The organism is Arthrobacter ulcerisalmonis (assembly GCF_900609065.1).
GTDB lineage: Bacteria > Actinomycetota > Actinomycetes > Actinomycetales > Micrococcaceae > Arthrobacter > Arthrobacter ulcerisalmonis.
The window spans coordinates 220,634-240,269 of sequence record NZ_UXAU01000038.1 but is presented as its reverse complement, the minus strand read 5'-3'; the positions used below and the strand labels follow the sequence as shown (position 1 = coordinate 240,269).

Annotated in this window: 16 protein-coding genes; 9 read left to right on the top strand and 7 right to left on the bottom strand. The window is 64.1% G+C overall.

Annotation, left to right across the window (positions count from 1 at the left end; all coding sequences use genetic code 11):
• The first annotated feature begins 2 nt into the window (after positions 1-2).
• The 7 genes from whiA (at position 3) to PSET11_RS14030 (ending at position 6,027) form a co-directional block, all read left to right on the top strand.
• Complete coding sequence (gene whiA / locus PSET11_RS14060; RefSeq protein ID WP_124092938.1) at positions 3-983, top strand: DNA-binding protein WhiA; 981 nt, start codon at positions 3-5, stop codon at positions 981-983.
• 179 nt (positions 984-1,162) lie between these two features.
• On the top strand, positions 1,163-1,789 hold the full coding sequence (locus PSET11_RS14055; protein ID WP_124092937.1) for a superoxide dismutase: 627 nt from the start codon (positions 1,163-1,165) through the stop codon (positions 1,787-1,789).
• A 263-nt stretch (positions 1,790-2,052) separates the two neighbouring features.
• On the top strand, positions 2,053-3,063 hold the full coding sequence (gap, locus tag PSET11_RS14050; protein ID WP_124092936.1) for a type I glyceraldehyde-3-phosphate dehydrogenase: 1,011 nt from the start codon (positions 2,053-2,055) through the stop codon (positions 3,061-3,063).
• A gap of 10 nt (positions 3,064-3,073) precedes the next feature.
• Positions 3,074-4,300 (top strand): phosphoglycerate kinase, encoded by a 1,227-nt coding sequence (locus PSET11_RS14045; protein ID WP_124092935.1) that lies wholly within the window; start codon positions 3,074-3,076, stop codon positions 4,298-4,300.
• 90 nt (positions 4,301-4,390) lie between these two features.
• Positions 4,391-5,206, top strand: coding sequence for a triose-phosphate isomerase (gene tpiA / locus PSET11_RS14040; protein WP_124092934.1), 816 nt, complete (start codon positions 4,391-4,393; stop codon positions 5,204-5,206).
• A 48-nt stretch (positions 5,207-5,254) separates the two neighbouring features.
• On the top strand, positions 5,255-5,512 hold the full coding sequence (gene secG, locus PSET11_RS14035; protein ID WP_124092933.1) for a preprotein translocase subunit SecG: 258 nt from the start codon (positions 5,255-5,257) through the stop codon (positions 5,510-5,512).
• A 119-nt stretch (positions 5,513-5,631) separates the two neighbouring features.
• Positions 5,632-6,027 carry an RNA polymerase-binding protein RbpA gene (locus PSET11_RS14030; protein ID WP_124092932.1) on the top strand — a complete coding sequence of 132 codons (396 nt, stop codon included), beginning with the start codon at positions 5,632-5,634 and terminating at the stop codon, positions 6,025-6,027.
• Here PSET11_RS14030 and pgl read toward each other — a convergent pair.
• Genes pgl through tkt form a run of 6 tightly spaced genes read right to left on the bottom strand, consistent with a single transcriptional unit; the run spans position 5,980 to position 14,221 of the window.
• Complete coding sequence (pgl, locus tag PSET11_RS14025; protein ID WP_124092931.1) at positions 5,980-6,798, bottom strand: 6-phosphogluconolactonase; 819 nt, start codon at positions 6,796-6,798, stop codon at positions 5,980-5,982. The two genes, PSET11_RS14030 and pgl, sit on opposite strands and share 48 nt — an antisense overlap.
• Complete coding sequence (locus PSET11_RS14020; protein WP_124092930.1) at positions 6,788-7,729, bottom strand: glucose-6-phosphate dehydrogenase assembly protein OpcA; 942 nt, start codon at positions 7,727-7,729, stop codon at positions 6,788-6,790. Before PSET11_RS14020 ends, pgl begins: the two co-directional genes overlap by 11 nt.
• Positions 7,726-9,285 (bottom strand): glucose-6-phosphate dehydrogenase, encoded by a 1,560-nt coding sequence (zwf, locus tag PSET11_RS14015; protein WP_124092929.1) that lies wholly within the window; start codon positions 9,283-9,285, stop codon positions 7,726-7,728. Before zwf ends, PSET11_RS14020 begins: the two co-directional genes overlap by 4 nt.
• A 53-nt stretch (positions 9,286-9,338) precedes the next feature.
• Positions 9,339-10,949: a glucose-6-phosphate isomerase gene (locus tag PSET11_RS14010; RefSeq protein ID WP_124092928.1), complete on the bottom strand. Its 1,611-nt coding sequence runs from the start codon at positions 10,947-10,949 to the stop codon at positions 9,339-9,341.
• Positions 10,950-10,954: 5 nt separating this feature from the next.
• Entirely contained in the window at positions 10,955-12,070 is a 1,116-nt protein-coding gene (gene tal, locus PSET11_RS14005) for a transaldolase (protein ID WP_124092927.1), read from the bottom strand.
• Positions 12,071-12,094: 24 nt separating this feature from the next.
• The gene (gene tkt, locus PSET11_RS14000; protein WP_203415982.1) at positions 12,095-14,221 is read right to left on the bottom strand and encodes a transketolase; all 2,127 of its coding nucleotides are present in this window, start codon (positions 14,219-14,221) and stop codon (positions 12,095-12,097) included.
• A gap of 453 nt (positions 14,222-14,674) precedes the next feature.
• Here tkt and PSET11_RS13995 point away from each other — a divergent pair, with 453 nt between their 5' ends.
• Positions 14,675-15,634, top strand: coding sequence for a heme o synthase (locus PSET11_RS13995; RefSeq protein ID WP_124092926.1), 960 nt, complete (start codon positions 14,675-14,677; stop codon positions 15,632-15,634).
• 190 nt (positions 15,635-15,824) lie between these two features.
• Here the strand turns inward: PSET11_RS13995 and PSET11_RS13990 are convergent, their stop codons facing one another.
• Positions 15,825-17,069: an Nramp family divalent metal transporter gene (locus tag PSET11_RS13990; protein WP_124092925.1), complete on the bottom strand. Its 1,245-nt coding sequence runs from the start codon at positions 17,067-17,069 to the stop codon at positions 15,825-15,827.
• A 196-nt stretch (positions 17,070-17,265) separates the two neighbouring features.
• On the opposite strand from PSET11_RS13990, the gene PSET11_RS13985 reads away from it, so the two are divergent.
• A complete protein-coding gene (locus tag PSET11_RS13985) occupies positions 17,266-19,581 on the top strand; it encodes a SulP family inorganic anion transporter (protein WP_124092924.1) in 2,316 nt (771 codons plus the stop codon).
• The last annotated feature ends 55 nt before the right edge of the window (positions 19,582-19,636 follow it).

Below are 19,636 nucleotides of genomic sequence, written 5' to 3'. Positions count from 1 at the left end.
CCATGGCACTGACAGCATCGGTCAAGGAAGAACTGTCCCGTCTGGACATCAAAAAGTCGTCCGTGCGCAAGGCGGAAGTCTCTGCCATGCTTCGGTTCGCGGGTGGACTGCACATCATTTCGGGCCGGATCGTGATCGAAGCGGAAGTCGATCTGGCCTCCACCGCGCGCCGACTCCGCGCAGCGATTGCGGAGGTCTACGGGCACCAGAGCGAAATCATCGTGGTCTCCGCCGGCGGGCTCCGGCGCGCCAGCCGCTACGTGGTGCGGGTGGTGCGCGACGGCGAAGCGCTGGCCCGCCAGACAGGCCTCCTCGACGGCCGGGGCAGGCCCGTGCGCGGGCTGCCATCCGCCGTCGTCAACGGTTCCGCAGCCGACGCCGAGGCAGTTTGGCGGGGCGCGTTCCTGGTGCACGGCTCGCTCACCGAGCCTGGCCGATCGTCAGCCCTGGAGGTGACCTGCCCGGGCCCCGAGTCCGCCCTGGCTCTGGTGGGTGCCGCCCGCCGGCTGGACATCCAGGCCAAAGCCCGCGAAGTCCGTGGTGTGGACCGGGTGGTGATCCGCGACGGCGACACCATCGCTGCGCTGCTCACCCGGATGGGCGCCCACGATGCCTTGATGGCGTGGGAGGAGCGGCGCATGCGCAAGGAAGTCCGTGCTACCGCAAACCGGCTGGCCAACTTTGATGACGCCAACCTTCGCCGCTCGGCCCAGGCGGCCGTGGCTGCAGGCGCACGGGTAGACCGGGCGCTGGAAATCCTCGGCGACGACGTCCCCGACCACCTCAAGTACGCCGGCGAACTGCGGGTGGCGCACAAGCAGGCCAGCCTGGACGAACTGGGCCGGCTCGCGGACCCGATCATGACCAAGGACGCGATTGCCGGGCGGATCCGGCGGCTCCTCGCCATGGCCGACAAACGCGCCACTGACCTTGGCATCCCCGGAACCGACGCGAATGTGACTCCCGAAATGCTGGACGACTAAGACTGTCCTGAAATCCCAGCCCTGGCGGGAAATATCCTGACCCTGGCCGTGGTTGGCCACAAAGGGAGGGGATGTTTACCGCAACCACCAAACCCCACAGATTTCCGGACGCACCGCGTCCGGATGCACAATCCAAGAGTTACCAACCGGACCGAGCGTCCACGATATTGGAGGATTTTGTGACCGAGTACGTATTGCCGGAACTCAGCTACGACTACGCAGCCCTGGAGCCGCACATTTCTGCGCGCATCATGGAGCTGCACCACAGCAAGCACCACGCCGCCTACGTGGCTGGCGCCAACAACGCCCTGGCACAGCTGGCCGAGGCCCGCGATAAGGGCGATTTCGCCAACATCAACCGGCTCTCGAAGGACCTGGCGTTCCACACCGGCGGCCACGTCAACCACTCAGTCTTCTGGAACAACCTCTCGCCGGACGGCGGGGACAAGCCCGAGGGTGAATTGGCGGCAGCGATCGACGACGCCTTCGGCTCCTTCGATGCTTTCCGCGCCCAGTTCTCCGCTGCGGCACTCGGCTTGCAGGGTTCCGGCTGGGGCTTCCTCGCCTACGAGCCCATTGGCGGCAACCTGGTGATCGAGCAACTTTACGATCAGCAGGGCAACGTGGCGCTGGGCACCACCCCGCTCCTGATGCTGGACATGTGGGAGCACGCCTTCTACCTGGACTACGTCAACGTGAAGGCCGACTACGTCAAGGCCTTCTGGAACATCGTCAACTGGGCCGACGTCGCCAAGCGCTTTGACGCCGCCCGCACCAACGCCACGGGACTCATTACCCTCTCGTAGTGATTGCCGTTACATCTGCGTGTAACAAACTTCACAATTGGGCCCGTTTGGGCCGAGATGTGGACGGTCCGCCGCCGTACTTGCGGGGGCGGACCGAAATAAACGTAAGATAGGTCACGGAAGGCGGTCAGCCTTCAGCAATGAGGCTGGTCGCCCTCCGATCTGTAATCATCTCTGCCCAATGGCGTGCGGGATCTGTTAGTTGGCTTGAACGCCCGCTCAACTAGTAGTGCAACTCGTGCACTAAGGAGACTGAAAAAATCGTGACGACCCGTATTGGTATTAACGGCTTTGGCCGCATCGGCCGCAACTACTTCCGCGCAGCACTCGCACAGGGCGCAGACCTCGAGATCGTTGCTGTCAACGACCTCACCAGCCCCGAAGCGCTGGCACACCTCTTCAAGTACGACTCCGTCGGAGGCCGCCTGAAGGAGACCGTCGAGGTCAAGGACGGCAACATCGTCGTCGACGGCAAGGTCATCAAGGTCCTCGCCGAGCGCGATCCCGCAAACCTTCCCTGGGGCGAGCTGGGCGTCGACATTGTCATCGAGTCCACCGGCTTCTTCACCAAGGCCGCAGCAGCACAGAAGCACATCGATGCCGGTGCCAAGAAGGTCCTCATCTCCGCCCCGGCGTCCGATGAAGACATCACGATCGTCATGGGCGTGAACCACGGCCTGTACGACAACGCCACGCACCACATCATCTCCAACGCTTCCTGCACCACCAACTGCCTCGGCCCGCTGGCCAAGGTCATCAACGACGAGTTCGGCATCGAACGCGGCCTGATGACCACCGTGCACGCCTACACCGCAGACCAGAACCTGCAGGACGGCCCGCACAGCGACCTCCGCCGCGCCCGCGCCGCCGCCATCAACATGGTCCCCACCTCCACCGGTGCCGCCAAGGCAATCGGCCTGGTCCTGCCGGAACTCAAGGGCAAGCTGGACGGCTACGCCATCCGCGTTCCCGTGCCCACCGGTTCCGCCACCGACCTCACCGTCACCGTTGGCCGCGAAACCACTGTCGAGGAAGTCAACGCCGCACTCAAGCGCGCTGCTGAGTCCGACGAGCTGAAGGGTTTCCTGACCTACACGGACGAGCCCATCGTTTCCTCGGACATCGTGGGCGACCCCTCCTCCTCGATCTTCGACTCCGGCCTCACCAAGGTCATCGGAAACCAGGTCAAGGTTGTTTCCTGGTATGACAACGAATGGGGCTACTCAAACCGCCTCGTTGACCTCACGGAGCTTGTCGGATCCAAGCTGGGCTAGGGTTAGACACATGACTTCAAACACCCTCAACGAACTGATCGCTGAAGGTGTCCGCGGGCGGTACATTCTTGTCAGAAGTGACCTGAATGTGCCGCTCGACGGCTCTACCGTCACTGACGACGGCCGCATCAAGGCCTCGCTCCCAGTGCTGGCAAAGCTGACGGACGCCGGAGCCCGTGTGATCGTCACCGCCCACCTCGGCCGCCCCAAGGGTGCACCCGAGGCCAAGTTCTCGCTCAAGCCCGCCGTGGACCGCCTCGCGGAACTGGCAGGCTTCCCCGTGACCTTGGCTGCAGACACCGTGGGTGACTCCGCCAAGGAAAGTGCAGCCGCACTCCAGGATGGCGCTGTTCTCGTCCTCGAAAACGTTCGCTTCGACGCTCGCGAAACCAGCAAGGACGACGCCGAACGTGGCGCCTTCGCCGCTGAACTCGTGGCCTTGACCGGCACCAACGGCGCCTATGTGGATGACGCTTTCGGCGCCGTCCACCGGAAGCACGCCAGCGTCTATGACGTTGCAACCCTCCTGCCGTCCTACCTGGGCGACCTTGTCCACACCGAGGTTGAGGTGCTGCGCAAGCTCACCGCCGACACCCAGCGCCCGTATGTTGTGGTGCTAGGTGGCTCAAAAGTCTCCGACAAGTTGGCTGTCATTGACAACCTCCTGGGCAAGGCCGACACCATCCTGGTGGGCGGCGGCATGCTGTTCACTTTCCTGGCAGCAGCCGGCCACAATGTGGCCGCCAGCCTGCTCGAGAAGGACCAGATCCCGGTGGTTCAGGACTACCTGAAGCGGGCAGCAGACGCGGGCACTGAATTTGTGGTGCCCACCGACGTCGTCGTGGCTGAGAAGTTCGCCGCAGATGCAGCGTTCGAAACCGTGCCCGCCGACGCCATCGAATCGAGCAGCTTCGGTGCACAGGGCATCGGCCTGGATATTGGCCCCGACTCCGCAGCAGCATTTGCGGCTCGGATTGCCGGCGCCAAGACGGTTTTCTGGAACGGGCCCATGGGCGTGTTCGAGTTCGAGTCCTTCGCTGCCGGCACCAGGGCAGTCGCCAAGGCGCTCACCGAGACGGCTGCTTTCACTGTTGTGGGTGGCGGCGACTCGGCAGCAGCAGTCCGGACGCTGGGATTCGCTGACGACCAGTTCGGCCACATCTCTACCGGTGGTGGCGCAAGCCTGGAATACCTTGAAGGCAAGGACCTGCCGGGCCTGACCGTCCTGGGCCGCTGACGGCCAGGAAATACTGTAGTGCCTCGGCCGGTTGGCAGGCTGATCCCAGCCGCCAACCGGCCGTTCCATTTATCAAACTTTGGAGAAAACGTGACGACGTCAACGAACGGTGCTTTCGACCGTAAGCCCTTCATTGCGGGCAACTGGAAGATGAACATGGACCACGTGCAGGGCATCACGCTGCTGCAGAAGCTGGCCTGGACGCTCTCCGATGCCAAGCATGACTACAGCCGGACCGAGGTGGCGGTCTTCCCACCGTTCACGGATCTTCGCGGGGTGCAGACCCTGGTCCAGGGCGACAACCTCGATGTGGTGTACGGCGGCCAGGACCTCTCCCAGTTCGACTCCGGCGCGTACACCGGCGACATCTCCGGGCAGTTCCTGGCCAAGCTGGGTTGCTCTTACGTCCTGGTGGGCCACAGTGAACGGCGAACCATCCACAACGAATCGGATGAGACGCTGAACGCCAAGGTCCACGCAGCGTTCAAGCACGGCGTCACCCCGGTCCTGTGCGCGGGCGAAGGCCTGGAGATCCGCCAGGCGGGCACCCACGTTGAGCACACCCTCGCTCAGGTGCGGGCAGGCGTCGCTGGCCTGACCAACGATCAAGCTGCAGAACTCGTGGTGGCCTACGAGCCCGTCTGGGCCATTGGTACCGGCGAGGTGGCGGGCCCCGGTGACGCGCAGGAACTGTGCGCTGCCATCCGCGCCGAGCTGGAAAAGCTCTTCGGCGCAGACGTCGCCGCCAAGACCCGGCTCCTGTACGGCGGCTCGGTCAAGGCAAACAACGCCGCAGCAATCCTGAAAGAGAAAGATGTTGACGGCCTCCTCGTGGGTGGCGCCAGCCTGGATCCGGCGGAGTTTGCTAATATTGTCAGGTTCGAGAGCCACTTGGTCACGGACTAGTCCGTTCCAACGCAAGCTCCCGTCATCCCAACTCCCTGAAAGGCCGTCGTGGACGTTCTTCATGTCATCCTGCAGATCCTGCTTGGCATCACCAGCCTTCTGCTCACGCTGCTCATCCTCCTGCACAAAGGACGGGGTGGCGGCCTCTCTGACATGTTTGGCGGCGGCATGAGCTCGGGCTTGAGCTCCTCCGGCGTAGCGGAGCGCAACCTCAACCGCTTCACGATCATCCTCGGCATCACCTGGGGTGTAGTGATCATTGGCCTTGGCCTGATCATGCGCTTCAGCGGAGCAGGCGACTCCTAAACAGGGCCTGCTGCACCCTGGACAGTGGCGGGACTCCCGCTGCCGCTCCAAGCCAACTAAACTGTGGCTGTCGGTTTCATCCGACAGCCACAGTTTTTTGTTGCCCGTCAGGAGCCCCCATGGTGCATCCAGGTTCAGGATTCAGAGGCACTCGTGCCGGCGTCACCGCGGGGAGTGGATCCGCACTGCACGCCACGGGCTCACCAGGGGTAGCTGTGCCCCGGATCAGGGTCTCGTACTGGTGCCCTTCAGGGCACCAAACCCAGCCCATCTTCATGCAGTTGCCTGACGAACAGATCCCCGAAATGTGGGACTGTCGGCGTTGCGGTGGCCAGGCGTCGCGGTACGGCCAAGATGCAGCATCGGCGGACGCCGGTGAAGACGGCTACAAGACCCACCTGGAATATCTTAAAGAGCGACGCTCCGGCCAGGACGCCGAAGATGTCCTGGCCGGAGCGCTGGAAAAACTACGCGCCCGCAGCGTCCTTCCGGACGAGCTGCTGGGGGACCCGTGACGCCGCGTTCTCGTCGATGAGCCAAAGCGTCCGGGAGGTGCCGCGCGGGCCAGCCGCCGGAACCTGGATGGGGTTCGCGCCGGCAAGCGCGAGGCCAACAGCGCCAGCCTTGTCTTCACCGGCTACCACCATCCACACCTCAGCAGCGGTGTTGATGGTGGGCAAGGTCAACGAGACACGCAACGGTGGCGGCTTGGGCGAGTTTTCGACGCCCACCACCGTGCGGTTCTTTTCGCGGATACCGCCCTGTTCCGGGAACAGCGAGGCCACGTGGGCGTCAGGTCCCACGCCAAGGAGGACTACGTCCAGGCGAGGAAGCGCGCCCGGTTGCTCGGGCCGGTCGTCTGACATATCCGCGGCATGCTCTGCCGCTGCTGCGTCGGCCAATTCCAAGGCATAGCCTGCCGCGGCGTCGTCCACAGTTGCGAATTCTTCCGTGGAACCGGGGGCATGCACCCGGGCGGGATCAACGGGAATGTGGGAGAGCAGCGCGTCGTACGCCTGCTTGACGTTCCGGTCTGGATCCGCTGCGCCGACAAACCGCTCGTCACCCCACCAGAAGTTCACCCGTGACCAATCGACCGCCGGCGCGGCTGGGGAATCTGCCACCGCTTTCAGGGTGCCGATGCCCACGGTGCCTCCGGTCAGCACAACGGTGGCTTCACCGTAGGTGTCCTGGACGTCAACGAGCTTGGTGATCAACCGCGCGGCGATCGCTGCCATCAACACTGACGAATCGGGATGGATGCTTACTCTGGGCTCAACGGTCACTGGGCAGGTCGCTCCTTAGATTGGTTCGTGGCAGTCCAATAGTAATCACTTCACCGAAGACTTCGTCGGGGTCGAGCCGGCGGAGTTCTTCGGCGAGGCAGTCTTTGAGGTCGCGGCGGGGGAGTGAGATGCGTTGGTCGGGTTGGTTGGGTTGGGTGAGTTCGGCGATGCTGGTGCCGGGGCGGAAGAGTTGCACGTCGCCGGTAGCCCTGGTGAGGTGGACGCGGCGGATGCCGGTGCCTGCGGGGTCGGCGATGATGCTGACGGGGACGTCGAGTGCCAAGGTCAGCCAAGCCGCCAGCAGGGCGGTGCTGGGGGAGTCGGTGGCGCCTTCGACGGTCACGGCGGTGATGGCGCTGTCATCGATCTGGTCCAGGACGGCCGCGAGTTGGATTCGCCAGTTGGTGAGACGGGTCCAGGCCAGGTCGGTATCACCGGCCTGGTAGGTCTTCTGGATCCGGGTCAGGGCCGTTTGCGGGTCTTCTTCGTTCGCGGTGTCAGTGATCCGTCGGTGCGCGATCTTGCCGATGGATGTTTCGGAGGCGTTATCCGGCGCACCGTGCGGCCACCAAGCCACGATGGGCGCGTCAGGGAGCAGGAGAGCTGCGACGAGGGATTCGTTCTCGTGGGCGAGCTCGCCGTAGCCGCGGAGCACGATCACCTCCGACGCGCCAGCGTCCCCACCGACCCGGATCTGCGCGTCGAGACGGTCCTCTTTTTCGGCGCCAGCGTCCGCGAGGACGATGATCCGGCAAGGGTGTTCCCTGCTGGCTTCGTTGGCGGCCTCGATGGCTTCTTCTTCCAACCCCGAGGTGGTGATGACCACCAGGGTCAGGACCCGGCCCAAGGCGATCACGCCGCCCTGCTCACGCAGGTTGGTGAGTTCCTTGGACACTTTCGAGGTGGTGGTATCGGGCAGGTCTACGATCATGGCCTTCTCCAGGTGCGTCCGTCGCGGGCGAGCAGCTCATCGGCGGAGGCTGGGCCCCAACTTCCGGGAGCGTACGGTTCGGGTTGTTCAGCTAGTTCGGCCCAGTAGTCCTCAAACGGGTCAAGGATCTTCCAGGACAGTTCAACTTCCTGGTGGCGGGGGAACAATGGTGGTTCGCCCAGGAGCACATCGAGGATGAGGCGTTCGTAGGCTTCGGGGCTGGACTCGGTGAAGGAATGGCCGTAGCCGAAGTCCATGGTGACGTCCCGGACTTCCATCTGTGTGCCGGGAACCTTGGAGCCGAACCGGATCGTGGCGCCCTCATCGGGCTGGACCCGGATGACGACGGCGTTCTGGCCGAAGTCATCGTCTCCGTTGTCACGGAACAGCAGGTTGGGGGCGCGTTTGAAGACCACCGCGATTTCGGTGACGCGCCGGCCCAGGCGTTTACCTGCCCGTAGGTAGAACGGGACACCGTCCCACCGGCGGGTATGGATATCCACCCGGATCGCAGCGAACGTTTCGGTAGTGGAGTCGGCAGGGATGCCTTCTTCTTCCAGGTAGCCCTGGACCTGCTCGCCACCTTGCCAACCACCAGCGAACTGGCCGCGCGCTGAATGCTGTGAGAGGTCCGCCGGGAGTTTCACCGCAGCGAGGACTTTTTCCTTCTCCGCCCGCAGATCGTTCGCGTTAAAGGAGATGGGCTCTTCCATCGCCGTCAACGCGAGCAACTGCAGGAGGTGGTTCTGGATGACATCGCGGGCCGCACCCACACCGTCGTAATACCCGGCCCGGCCACCCGTCCCAATATCTTCGGCCATGGTGATCTGGACGTGATCCACGTAATTCGCGTTCCACAACGGCTCAAACAACTGGTTCGCGAACCGCAACGCCAGAATGTTCTGAACCGTTTCCTTACCGAGGTAGTGGTCGATCCGAAACACGGCGTCCGCAGGGAACACCGACTCGACAATATCGTTCAATGCCCGCGCCGACTCCAGGTCATGCCCGAAGGGCTTCTCAATCACCACCCGCCGCCAGGTATCCCCACCAGCTTCCGCCAGCCCGTGCTTGGACAGCTGCCGGCAAACTTGCTCAAACGCTTTGGGCGGGATCGAGAGATAGAACGCATGATTACCCCTGGTGCCACGATGCTCATCCAACTCCGCGATCGTGGCACCCAGGCGCTCAAACGCCTCGTCATCATCAAACTCGCCCCGCACAAAACGGATACCCTCAGCGAGTTGGTTCCACACCGCCTCATCAAACGGCGTCCGTGCATAGGACTGGACCGATGCTTTCACCTCGGCAGCAAATTCCTCCCGCGACCAATCGCGCCGCGCAAACCCCACCAAGGCAAAGCTAGGCGGCAACAAACCACGGTTCGCCAGGTCATACACAGCTGGCATCAACTTCTTGCGAGCCAAATCACCGGTAACCCCAAAAAGCACCAATGACGACGGCCCAGCAATACGATTCAAACGCCGATCCCGAGGGTCGCGCAACGGATTACGCCGACGCCCTGCTTGGTTCCGGCCGTTTTCAGTTTCTGGCATGTTTGTTCTTACGCCCTAGCTCTGGTTGGCGGATGGTTCTAGGCGGACAGTCTTCAGACGGACAGTGCCGAAATGAGGTGCTGCAGCTGGGCAACACCAGCGCTGCGATCCGTGAGGTGCAGGCGCAGCACGGGGCGGCCATGACCTTCCAGGACCTGTGCGTCGCCGGCAGCCTGAGCGGAGATCAGCTCACCAAAGGTGAACGGACGTTCCGGGATAGCCAAGTCTTCCACCTCGGTGGCCGTGATCTGCAAGAACACGCCGATCGCGGGACCACCCTTGTGGAACTGACCGGTGGAGTGCAGGAAGCGCGGACCCCAGCCAAAGGTGACAGGTCGGCCGGTAGCAGCCGCAAGCTCGTCCCGGACCCCTTCAAGCTGAGCAAACGCGAGGCGGTCAAAGTACGCCTGCACGCTGAGGTAGCTGTCGGCTTCGAGCGTCGCCAGGAGTGCGGCCACTGCCTCAGCAGCTGTGCTGGCGGACCCGAGCCATTCGCCGCCACGGACCTCAATGGCACCGTCAACGAACGCTGCAGGTGTGGGTTCGGGCTGGGCGTCCAGGAGGCCGCGGGCGGCAACCTTTGCGGCCTCGACGTCGGGCTGATCGAAGGGGTTGATGCCCAGCAACCTGCCGGCAACGGCGGTGGCGAATTCCCAGACCATCATCTGCGTGGGCAGGCCACCAGCGATTGCCGCTTCATTCGCACCGAGTTCAGCATCGGCGTCGGCGGCTACCAAGCGCACCACCAAGACGTCAGCTGCGCCGGTGGTCGCCTCGGGTGAGGACGGACCGGCCACCACGGGCAGGACTCCGGTACCCAGCTTGCCGGTGGACTCGGCGATGAGCTGCTCAGCCCAGTCGGCGAAGCCCACGATGCCGGAGCCGTCCTCGGCAATGATGATCTTGTTGCGCAGCGGGCTGGTGCCGCCCAAGGCAGCACCCAGGGCCAGGCCAATGTTGTCTGCAGCGTCCTCGTTGAGGTGCTCAGCAGCTTCTTCAGCCTCATCAAGGAAAGCCTGGATGTCCACTCCGGCAAGTCCCGAGGGCACCAGTCCAAACGCAGTCAGCGCAGAGTACCGGCCGCCCACGTTGGGATCGGCGTTGAACACGGCCCGGTAGCCAGCTTCGCGGGAAGCTTTGTCCAGCGGCGAGCCGGGATCCGTCACAATGATGATCCTGCTCTTCGCATCCACGCCGGCCTCCGTGAAGGCATGCTCGAAGGTACGTCGCTGGGAATCCGTTTCCAGCGTCGACCCGGACTTGGACGAGACCACGATTGCGGTCTCGGCCAAGCGATCCGCCAATGCGGCGCGAACCTGATCCGGGTCGGTGCTGTCGAGTACTGTCAGCTCAACGCCTGCGGTCCCGGCGATCACTTCGGGAGCGAGCGACGAACCGCCCATGCCGCACAGCACAATCCGTGTCACGCCTTCGGCGCGGAGGGCGTCCCTGAGTTCCAGGATGCCCGGGACCAAGGCCTGCGAGACGGTGGCCGCCTCGACCCAGCCGAGCCGAACGGCTGACTCGGCTTCGGCGTCGGGACCCCACAGCGTGTGGTCCTTGGCGAAGATCCTGGTGGCAATGCGATCGGCTACCAGGGCAGGGACGTGCAGTTCGAGTGCCTGCTGGGCAGCGCCGGTGGCGTTATAACTGAGAGTACTCATGGGGCTTAGGAAGCCTTCCGTGCGGCGGCGAGTGCTTCTTCGACGTCGGCCAGGAGTTCCTTCCAGCTGGCCACGAATTTGTCGAGGCCTTCGGATTCGAGGAGGGCGACAACCTCGTTGTAGGAGATGCCGAGGCCGTCGAGTGCGTCGAGGGTGGCGTTGGCGTCCGCGTAGGTGCCCGTGATGGTGTCACCGGTGACCACGCCGTGGTCGAAGGTGGCGTCCAGGGTCTTCTCGGGCATGGTGTTCACGACGTTGGCAGCCACGAGTTCGGTGACGTACAGGGTGTCGGGGTAGGCCGGGTCCTTGACGCCGGTGGAGGCCCACAGTGGACGCTGGGCGTTGGCGCCTGCGGCGGCGAGGACATTCCAGCGTTCGGTGCTGAAGAGTTCCTCGTAGACCTGGTAGGCCAAGCGGGCGTTGGCGACGCCGGCCTTGCCCTTGAGTGCCTTCGCCTCGTCGGTGCCGAGCGCGTCGAGGCGCTTGTCGATTTCGGAATCAACGCGGGACACGAAGAACGAAGCGACGGAGTGGATCTTGGTCAGGTCGTGGCCGTTGTCCTTGGCCTGCTCCAGGCCAGCCTGGAAGGCGTTGATGACGGCGCGGTAGCGCTCCAGGGAGAAGATCAGGGTCACGTTGACGCTGATGCCCGCTGCCAGGGTGGCGGTGATGGCTTCGAGGCCCTCAAGGGTGGCGGGGATCTTGATCAGGACGTTGTCCTTGTTGACCTGCTTGTACAGGGTCTGAGCCTCGGCGATGGTGCCGGCGGTGTCCCAGGCGAGGCGGGGATCCACTTCAATGGACACCCGACCGTCGGCACCGTTGGTGGACGCGTAGAGCGGCGCGAACAGATCGCAGGCGTCGGCGACGTCGGTGGTGGTGATCGCGAAGATAGTCTCTTCAACGCTGGCGCCGGCTGCGGCCTTGGCGGCGATGGTGGCGTCGTAATCCGTGCCGGACGTGATGGCGGCCTGGAAGATCGACGGGTTGGTGGTCACACCAACCACGTTCTTTTCTTCAATCAGGGTGCGAAGGTTACCGGAATCCAGGCGACCACGGGAAAGGTCATCGAGCCAGATGGATACGCCAGCGGCGGAGAGCTGAGCTGTGGGTGTAGTCATAATGTATTTCTCCTAAATCTAGGGTCAGGCCTGCAGGCCGGAAAGGGAATCCTTGGCTGCGGCGGCGACGGCCTCCGCGGTGATGCCGAACTCCTGGAAGAGTCGTTTGTAGTCAGCGGAAGCGCCGTAGTGCTCCAGGCTGATGGACCGGCCGGCGTCGCCAACGAACTCGCGCCAGCCCAGGGCCAGGCCAGCTTCGACGGAGACGCGTGCTTTCACAGCGGCGGGCAGGACGGACTCGCGGTAGGCGGCGTCTTGCTTGGTGAACCACTCGACACACGGCATGGAGACTACTCGGGCAGCAACGCCGTCGGCCTGCAGTGCTTCGCGGGCCTGGACAGCAAGCTGGACCTCAGACCCGGTGGCGATCAAAACAACGTCAGCCGGAACAGTCGCGCCGTCCTTGCTGGCTTCGGCGAGGACGTAACCGCCCTTGGCCACACCGGCAGCGGAGCCGAAGACATCGCCAGTGGCTACACCTTCACCGCGCTCCCAGGTGGGGATGTTCTGGCGGGTCAGGACGATGCCGGCAGGGTTGCTGTGGTTCTCCAGCATGGTCTTCCAGGCAACGGCAACCTCGTTCGCGTCACCTGGACGGACGACGTCGAGGCCCACGATGGCGCGGAGGGTAGCGAGCTGCTCCACCGGCTGGTGGGTGGGGCCGTCTTCGCCGAGGCCGATGGAGTCATGGGTCCAGACGTACAGCGACGGGACACCCATGAGTGCGCCAAGGCGGATCGCGGGGCGCTGGTAGTCGCTGAAGATCAAGAACGTACCGGAGAACGCGCGGGTCCGGCCGTGCAGGCTGATGCCGTTCACGATCGAGGCTGCAGCGTGCTCACGGATACCGAAGTGCAGGACCCGGCCGTAGGGGTTACCGGACCAGGCGTCGGTGGAGCGGGACGCCGGGATGAACGACGGTGAGCCTTCGATGGTGGTGTTGTTGGACTCGGCGAGGTCGGCCGAACCGCCCCACAGTTCCGGAAGCACCGGTCCCAAGGCGTTGAGGACCTTGCCGGACGCGGCGCGGGTGGAAACGTCCTTGCCGGCTTCGAAGACGGGCAAGGCAGCATCGACGTCGGCCGGGAGTTCCTTGGCTTCGATGCGCTCCAGCAGGGCAGCACCCTCGGGGTTCGCGGCTTGCCACGCGGTGAAGGACTTGTCCCATTCTTGGTGGGCGGCTGCGCCACGCTCCACAACGGAGCGGGCGTGGACCAGGACGTCCTGGTCTACGTCGAAGGACTTCTCGGGGTCGAAGCCGAGAATGGTTTTCAGGCCGGCGACTTCCTCTGCACCCAGGGCAGAGCCGTGGATCTTGCCAGTGTTCTGCTTCTTCGGTGCCGGGAAACCAATGATGGTCCGCAGCGAGATGATGGACGGCTTGGACGTTTCAGCCTTGGCAGCCAACAGGGCTGAGTACAGTTCCTGGACGTCTTCGACGTATTCGCCGGTCTTGGTCCAGTCAACGCGCTGGGTGTGCCAGCCGTAGGCTTCGTACCGCTTGAGCACGTCCTCGGTGAAGGCGATGTCCGTGTCGTCTTCGATAGAGATGTGGTTCTCGTCGTAGATGACGACCATGTTGCCGAGTTCCTGGTGGCCAGCGAGTGAGGACGCCTCAGAGGTGACGCCCTCCTGCAGGTCGCCGTCGGAGGCGATGACCCAGATGGTGTGGTCAAACGGGCTTTCGCCGGCGGGAGCATCGGCGTCGAACAGGCCACGCATGCGGCGCTGCGAGTAGGCGAAGCCCACCGAGGAAGCCAAGCCCTGGCCCAGCGGACCGGTGGTGATCTCCACGCCCGCCGTGTGCTTGTACTCAGGGTGGCCCGGTGTGAGGGAATCCCAAGTGCGGAGCGCCTCGAGGTCCTTGAGCTCCAGGCCATAGCCGGAGAGGAACAACTGGATGTACAGCGTCAGCGATGTGTGCCCGGGGGAGAGGACGAACCGGTCGCGACCCAACCAATCAGGGTTCTTCGGATCGTGCCGCATCAACTTGTTGAACAGCAAGTAAGCCGCCGGAGCCAGGCTCATGGCCGTACCGGGGTGACCGTTGCCGACCTTCTCTACCGCGTCTGCCGCCAAAACGCGGACAGTGTTCACCGCACGCTGATCCAACTCGGTCCATGACAGTTCTTGCTCTTCAAAATGTGGCACCAAAACCGGGCCCCTCTCTGTGGTGATGGGCGGCGGTACACAAGATTCCGGCAGCAGGCACGCCGCTAGGCGTCTGCTGAGGTGTGTACCCGCCATTCGCCATCGAATCGTTGATTAATCACTCAGCCACTCATCCGCACGAACTCACTTTTCGAGGTTCGCGAGACTGGCTGATCTGGTTTCAGCTTAGCTTCAACAGCGCCCAAAATCCGCGGAAATCTCACGTTGTGGACGCTATTTCACGTTTTCTTGAAAGATGTGAAGTGAGCATGAGTTAATCTGATCGAATCACCCTACGAGCGATCACCAGGCACTATTTGGCGGCCCGTGAGCGGTGGCCGGCACGGTATGATTGACGAAGACCAATTCTGGTTTTTGGGTCTTTTAACCCCATTTCCGGAGGCATCCGGCTTGAGAGCTGGAATGCCTGAGACGAACTGCCACACAGAACGGGTGACTGCCACCGTGAGCACAACCGATACGCCGCTGACCGCCGCCGGGACAGGTAGTCCCGGATTTGCCCGGAAGGCCAAGGCGTACTTCGCCCTCACCAAGCCCCGTGTTATTGAACTTTTGCTGGTCAGTACCCTGCCCACCATGATCTACGCTGAGCGGGGCTTCCCGTCGATTGGCCTGATCCTTGCCACGCTGGTGGGCGGCGCATTTGCGGCCGGCAGTGCAGGCGCCTTTAACTGCTACCTTGACCGGGACATTGACAAGCTCATGCACCGGACCGAGAACCGGCCGCTGGTTACCGGCGAGGTCACGCCGCGAGAGGCCTTGGTTTTCGCGTGGCTCTTGGGCGCCGCGGCCATCGCCATCCTCTGGTTCGGCGCCAACCCGCTCTCTGCCTGGCTTGGCCTCGCAGCCATCTTCTTCTATGTGGTGATCTACACCATCATCCTCAAGCGTCGCACCGCGCAGAACATTGTCTGGGGTGGCGCGGCAGGCTGCTTCCCGGTCCTCATTGCCTGGGCGGCCGTCACCAATGCGGTTGAATGGCCTGCCATCATCCTTTTCATGGTCATCTTCCTGTGGACGCCCCCGCACTACTGGCCGTTGTCCATGCGGTACGGCGAGGATTACCGCAACGCCAACGTGCCCATGCTGGGCGCGATTGCCGGAGCAAAGGTGGTTTCGGTCCAGGTAGTGCTGTACGCGTGGGCCATGGTGGCGTGCTCGCTGCTGCTGATTCCTGCTGGCGGCGCTGGCTGGGTCTACAGTGTCACTGCGGTGGTGGCTGGCGCATGGTTCCTCCGGGAATCGCACTCGCTGTACAACCGCGCGCAGCACGAAGAAATCTCGAACAAGACCGCCATGAAGGTCTTCCACGGCTCCATCAGCTACCTGACCCTGCTCTTCATTGCGCTGGCCGTTGACCCCTTCGTGGGCTCGGCCGTCATGGCTGGCTAGGAGCCAGCCGAACTTTCCCGCGGGCGCCTGCTTCCGCGTACTTACCTGCTCACCGACAGGGGACTTCGTTGTGCACGGGCAGTCCCTGCACAGTGAACTCTGCCCTCAGTGTGCACGGCGGCTTGGGGCGGACGTCCCTGCACAACGAACACCACCCTCGCTGTGCACGACGGCTCGGGCGGGGCCACGTTTAGGACTGGCCCGCTACCGTCAGGGTGATCAGGACCACGTTCAGGCCAACAATCAGCGTTGCACTGACCCAGCCTGCGATCTTCAGCGGCAGCGAATCGGTGTGGATCCCCATGACGTCGCGCCTGCCGGTCAGCCTGATCAAGGGGATGAGCGCGAACGGGATGCCAAAGCTCAGCAACACCTGGCTGAGCACCAGGGCGAGGGTAGGCTCCACGCCGGCGCCCAGCACGATGAGGGCCGGAATGAGTGTGACCACACGGCGAGTCAGCAGCGGAATGCGGACCTTGAGCAGGCCGCCCATGATGGTGGCACCGGCGTAGCAGCCCACGGACGTTGACGCCAAGCCCGACGCCAGCAGGCCCACCGCAAAAATAGCGCCAATGGCTGGCCCCAGCGCTGCGCTGACAGCCGCGTGTGCCCCCGCAATGGTGTCCGTGCCTTCAATCCCGCGCAGGCTTGAGGCGGCCAGCAGCAGCATGGAAATATTCACGACGCCGGCAAGCAGCAAGGCGCCCACGACATCGACGCGGGTGGCCCGGATGAGACGGGTGCGAACCAGCGGGTCGCTGGAAAAGCCGTGCCGATCCCTGGACAGGGCCGAATGCAGGTAGATGGCGTGGGGCATCACGGTGGCGCCCAACATGCTTGCGGCGAGCAGGACGGTGTCTGTTCCCTCGAAACGGGGGACCAGCCCACCCAGGGCGGCGCCGGCGTCGGGCGGGCTGACGAAGAGGCCCGCCATGAATCCCACCGCGATGATGAGCAGCAGCACCAGGATCGCGTACTCAAAGGACTTCTGGCCGCGGCGGGACTGCAGGGCCAGCAATAGCATGGACGCGACGCCCACGATGACGCCGCCCAGGAGCAACGGCACGCCAAATAGCAGGTTCAAGGCGACGGCGCCGCCAATGACCTCCGCCATATCCGTGGCACCCGCAACAACTTCGGCCTGCACCCAGTAGGCGCGTCGCCGCCGTGTGCCGAGCCGCTTGCCCAGGATTTCCGGCAGGCTCAACCCGGTGGCCAATCCCAGCTTGGCGGACTGATACTGCACCAGGACTGCCATGGCGTTTGCAGCGACAAGGACCCAGACCAGGAGGTAGCCGTAATTTGCGCCGGCCGTCAGGTTTGCTGCGACGTTTCCTGGGTCGACGTAGGCGATCGCGGCCACGAAGGCGGGGCCGAGCAGGAGCAGTCGTGACCAGACTTTGGGTGCTGGGCTCTTGAGAGTGGGGATGGCCATGGGAATCCTCGTCCTTGGTGTGTCTGCTACGAGGATAGCTGATATTTAGGCATACCGAAATAAAATATTTAGGCAGACTGTCATGGAATCCTGGGCCAGCTTGTGACTGACTTGTCACATCTGTCACATTAACTGTCAATCAGAGAGGCGGTCTGCATACCGTAGAGAGGATTCTTTCCCCCACGTTAGGAAACCCATGGCATCCGGTCTGCCCAACAGCTCATCCGCCAGCCATAGCCCACCCGGCACACCACCCCTGGCCAAGCGCCGCCCCCTTGCCCTATCTAGACCAGCGGTCCTGTCCCGCCTGGGTGCCGACGTGCCAGCGTCCCTGGTGGTATTCCTGGTGGCGCTGCCCCTCTCGCTCGGCATCGCTGCAGCCTCTGGCGCACCCATCATGGCCGGACTTATCGCAGCGGTGATCGGCGGCATCGTGGCTGGAAGCCTGGGCGGTTCACCCCTCCAGGTCAGCGGTCCCGCTGCCGGCCTGACGGTGATCGTGGCCGGCCTGGTGGATCAGTTCGGCTGGCAGGCCACCTGCGCCATTACGGCCGCGGCTGGCGTGGTCCTACTGCTGCTTGGCATCAGCAGGGTGGGCCGGGCCGCCCTGGCCGTCTCGCCCGTGGTGGTCAAGGCCATGTTGGCCGGAATCGGAATCACCATCATGCTTCAACAGAGCCAGGTTCTTCTCGGCTCCACCTCAGCCAGCTCAGCCCTCGAAAATGTGACAGCCCTACCGGCTGCCCTGGCCGACATGGACGTCGCAGCTGCGCTCTTAGGGGGTACCGTCGTCGTGATTCTCCTGGGCTGGAAGTACCTGCCCACCGCGGTCCAGCGGGTCCCCGGGCCACTTGCAGCCGTAGCCGCGGGGACGGCGTTGTCCATGGCGTTCGCGCCCGGAGTGCAACGAATCTCCCTCGACGGCAACATCTTCGACGCCGTTGCCCTGCCGGAGCTGCCCGACGGTAACTGGCGCACCGTGGCGTTCGCCGTCCTCTCGATGGCCCTGGTAGCCAGCATCGAGTCCCTGCTCTCCGCCGTTGCCGTGGACAAAATGCAGACCGGGCCGCGGACCAACCTGAATCGCGAGCTGATCGGCCAAGGAGCCGCCAACATGGTCTCCGGCACCCTGGGCGGGTTGCCCGTTACCGGTGTGATCGTCAGGAGTGCCACGAATGTTGAAGCCGGCGCCGCGACGCGCGCGTCGGCAGTGCTGCATGGCGTGTGGATTCTTGCGTTCTCAGCGCTGTTCGCCGGCGCGATCCAGCTCATTCCGCTCTCCGTGCTGGCAGGGCTGCTGATCATTATTGGAGTGCGCCTGATCAAGGTGGCGGATATCCGGACCAGCCTGCGCACCGGGGACCTGCCCATCTACGTGGTGACGCTGGCTGGCGTGGTGTTCCTGAACCTGCTCGAAGGCGTCATGATCGGCCTGGCCCTTGCGGCGGCCAGCGTGCTGTCGCGCGTGCTGCGCCCCGAGATGCAGGTGCAGTCTCCCGGTCTGCCCGCCTCACCCCACCGAGTGCGCATTTCGGGTTCCTGCAGCTTCTTCGCCCTGCCGCGGCTCAACCGCATTCTCGCCTCTGTGCCGCTGCGGAAGGACGTGGTGGTGGAGGTCAACGCAGACTACCTGGATCACGCGTTCCGCGAGGCGCTCGTGGCGTGGCAGCGCCAGTACCAGGCCACTGCCGGCACCGTCAGGGTCGAAGAGCACGGCAACACGTCCTTCCAGGATGCAGAGCACCGTGCACCGCAACGGCAGTCGACCCGCGAACTGCCCCTGCACCCGCGCAACTCCGGGCAGGACACCTCGCAATCCATTCTTCGAGGCATCAGCAGGTACCACCGCCGCTTCGCCGATCAGGTCCGGCCGCTGGTCAAGGACCTGGCGGAAGGCCAACGCCCCGACGCCCTGTTTGTGGCCTGCGTCGACTCGCGGGTCAACCCGAACCTCATCACCAGCAGCGGGCCTGGGGACCTGCTGACCCTGCGCAACATCGGCAACGTCACCTGCCACGCGGGGGAGGATGCCTCGATCGATTCGGCGATCGACTTTGCGGTGCATGGCCTCGAGGTCAACGCCATCGTGATCTGCGGGCACTCAAACTGCGGAGCCATGAAGGCACTGCTCGACGGCGGCTCCGCAGGCACTGCCGACGGCGCCTCTGCAGCGGCGCGGGAAACCCCCGGTGCGGGCTTCGATGCCTGGTTGGACCATGCCCGGCCCAGTTTCCGGCAGTTCCTTGCCGGCCACCCGGTGGCCGCTGCTGCTGCCGAGGCTGGTTACAGCAGGCTGGACCAGTTGGGCATGGTCAACGTGGCGGTGCAATTGGCCAAGCTCGAGACCCATGCGGTGGCTGGACCGGCCCTTGCCAAGGGGAGCTTGGTGGCCACCGGGCTGTTCTACGACATTGCGACGGCGCGCGTCATCCTGGTGACCGCTGCAGGGATCGAGATCCTGGACGGGTCGCCGGCGCTGGAAGCCCAGCCCGTGACGGCAACGGCAGGCTGATACTGGCCGCTGTCGCCCGGGCTCGCTCTTGTTTGGCCGAGCCGGCGGGCCTGGG

What these genes read in the sequence shown, in the direction of transcription:
- PSET11_RS14010 (WP_124092928.1), bottom strand. Translation starts at nt 10,949, where the DNA reads ATGAGTACTCTCAGTTATAACGCCACCGGCGCTGCCCAGCAGGCACTC.
- whiA (WP_124092938.1), top strand. Translation starts at nt 3, where the DNA reads ATGGCACTGACAGCATCGGTCAAGGAAGAACTGTCCCGTCTGGACATC.
- tal (WP_124092927.1), bottom strand. Translation starts at nt 12,070, where the DNA reads ATGACTACACCCACAGCTCAGCTCTCCGCCGCTGGCGTATCCATCTGG.
- zwf (WP_124092929.1), bottom strand. Translation starts at nt 9,285, where the DNA reads ATGCCAGAAACTGAAAACGGCCGGAACCAAGCAGGGCGTCGGCGTAAT.
- PSET11_RS14020 (WP_124092930.1), bottom strand. Translation starts at nt 7,729, where the DNA reads ATGATCGTAGACCTGCCCGATACCACCACCTCGAAAGTGTCCAAGGAA.
- PSET11_RS14030 (WP_124092932.1), top strand. Translation starts at nt 5,632, where the DNA reads ATGGTGCATCCAGGTTCAGGATTCAGAGGCACTCGTGCCGGCGTCACC.
- PSET11_RS13990 (WP_124092925.1), bottom strand. Translation starts at nt 17,069, where the DNA reads ATGGCCATCCCCACTCTCAAGAGCCCAGCACCCAAAGTCTGGTCACGA.
- PSET11_RS14045 (WP_124092935.1), top strand. Translation starts at nt 3,074, where the DNA reads ATGACTTCAAACACCCTCAACGAACTGATCGCTGAAGGTGTCCGCGGG.
- PSET11_RS13985 (WP_124092924.1), top strand. Translation starts at nt 17,266, where the DNA reads ATGGCATCCGGTCTGCCCAACAGCTCATCCGCCAGCCATAGCCCACCC.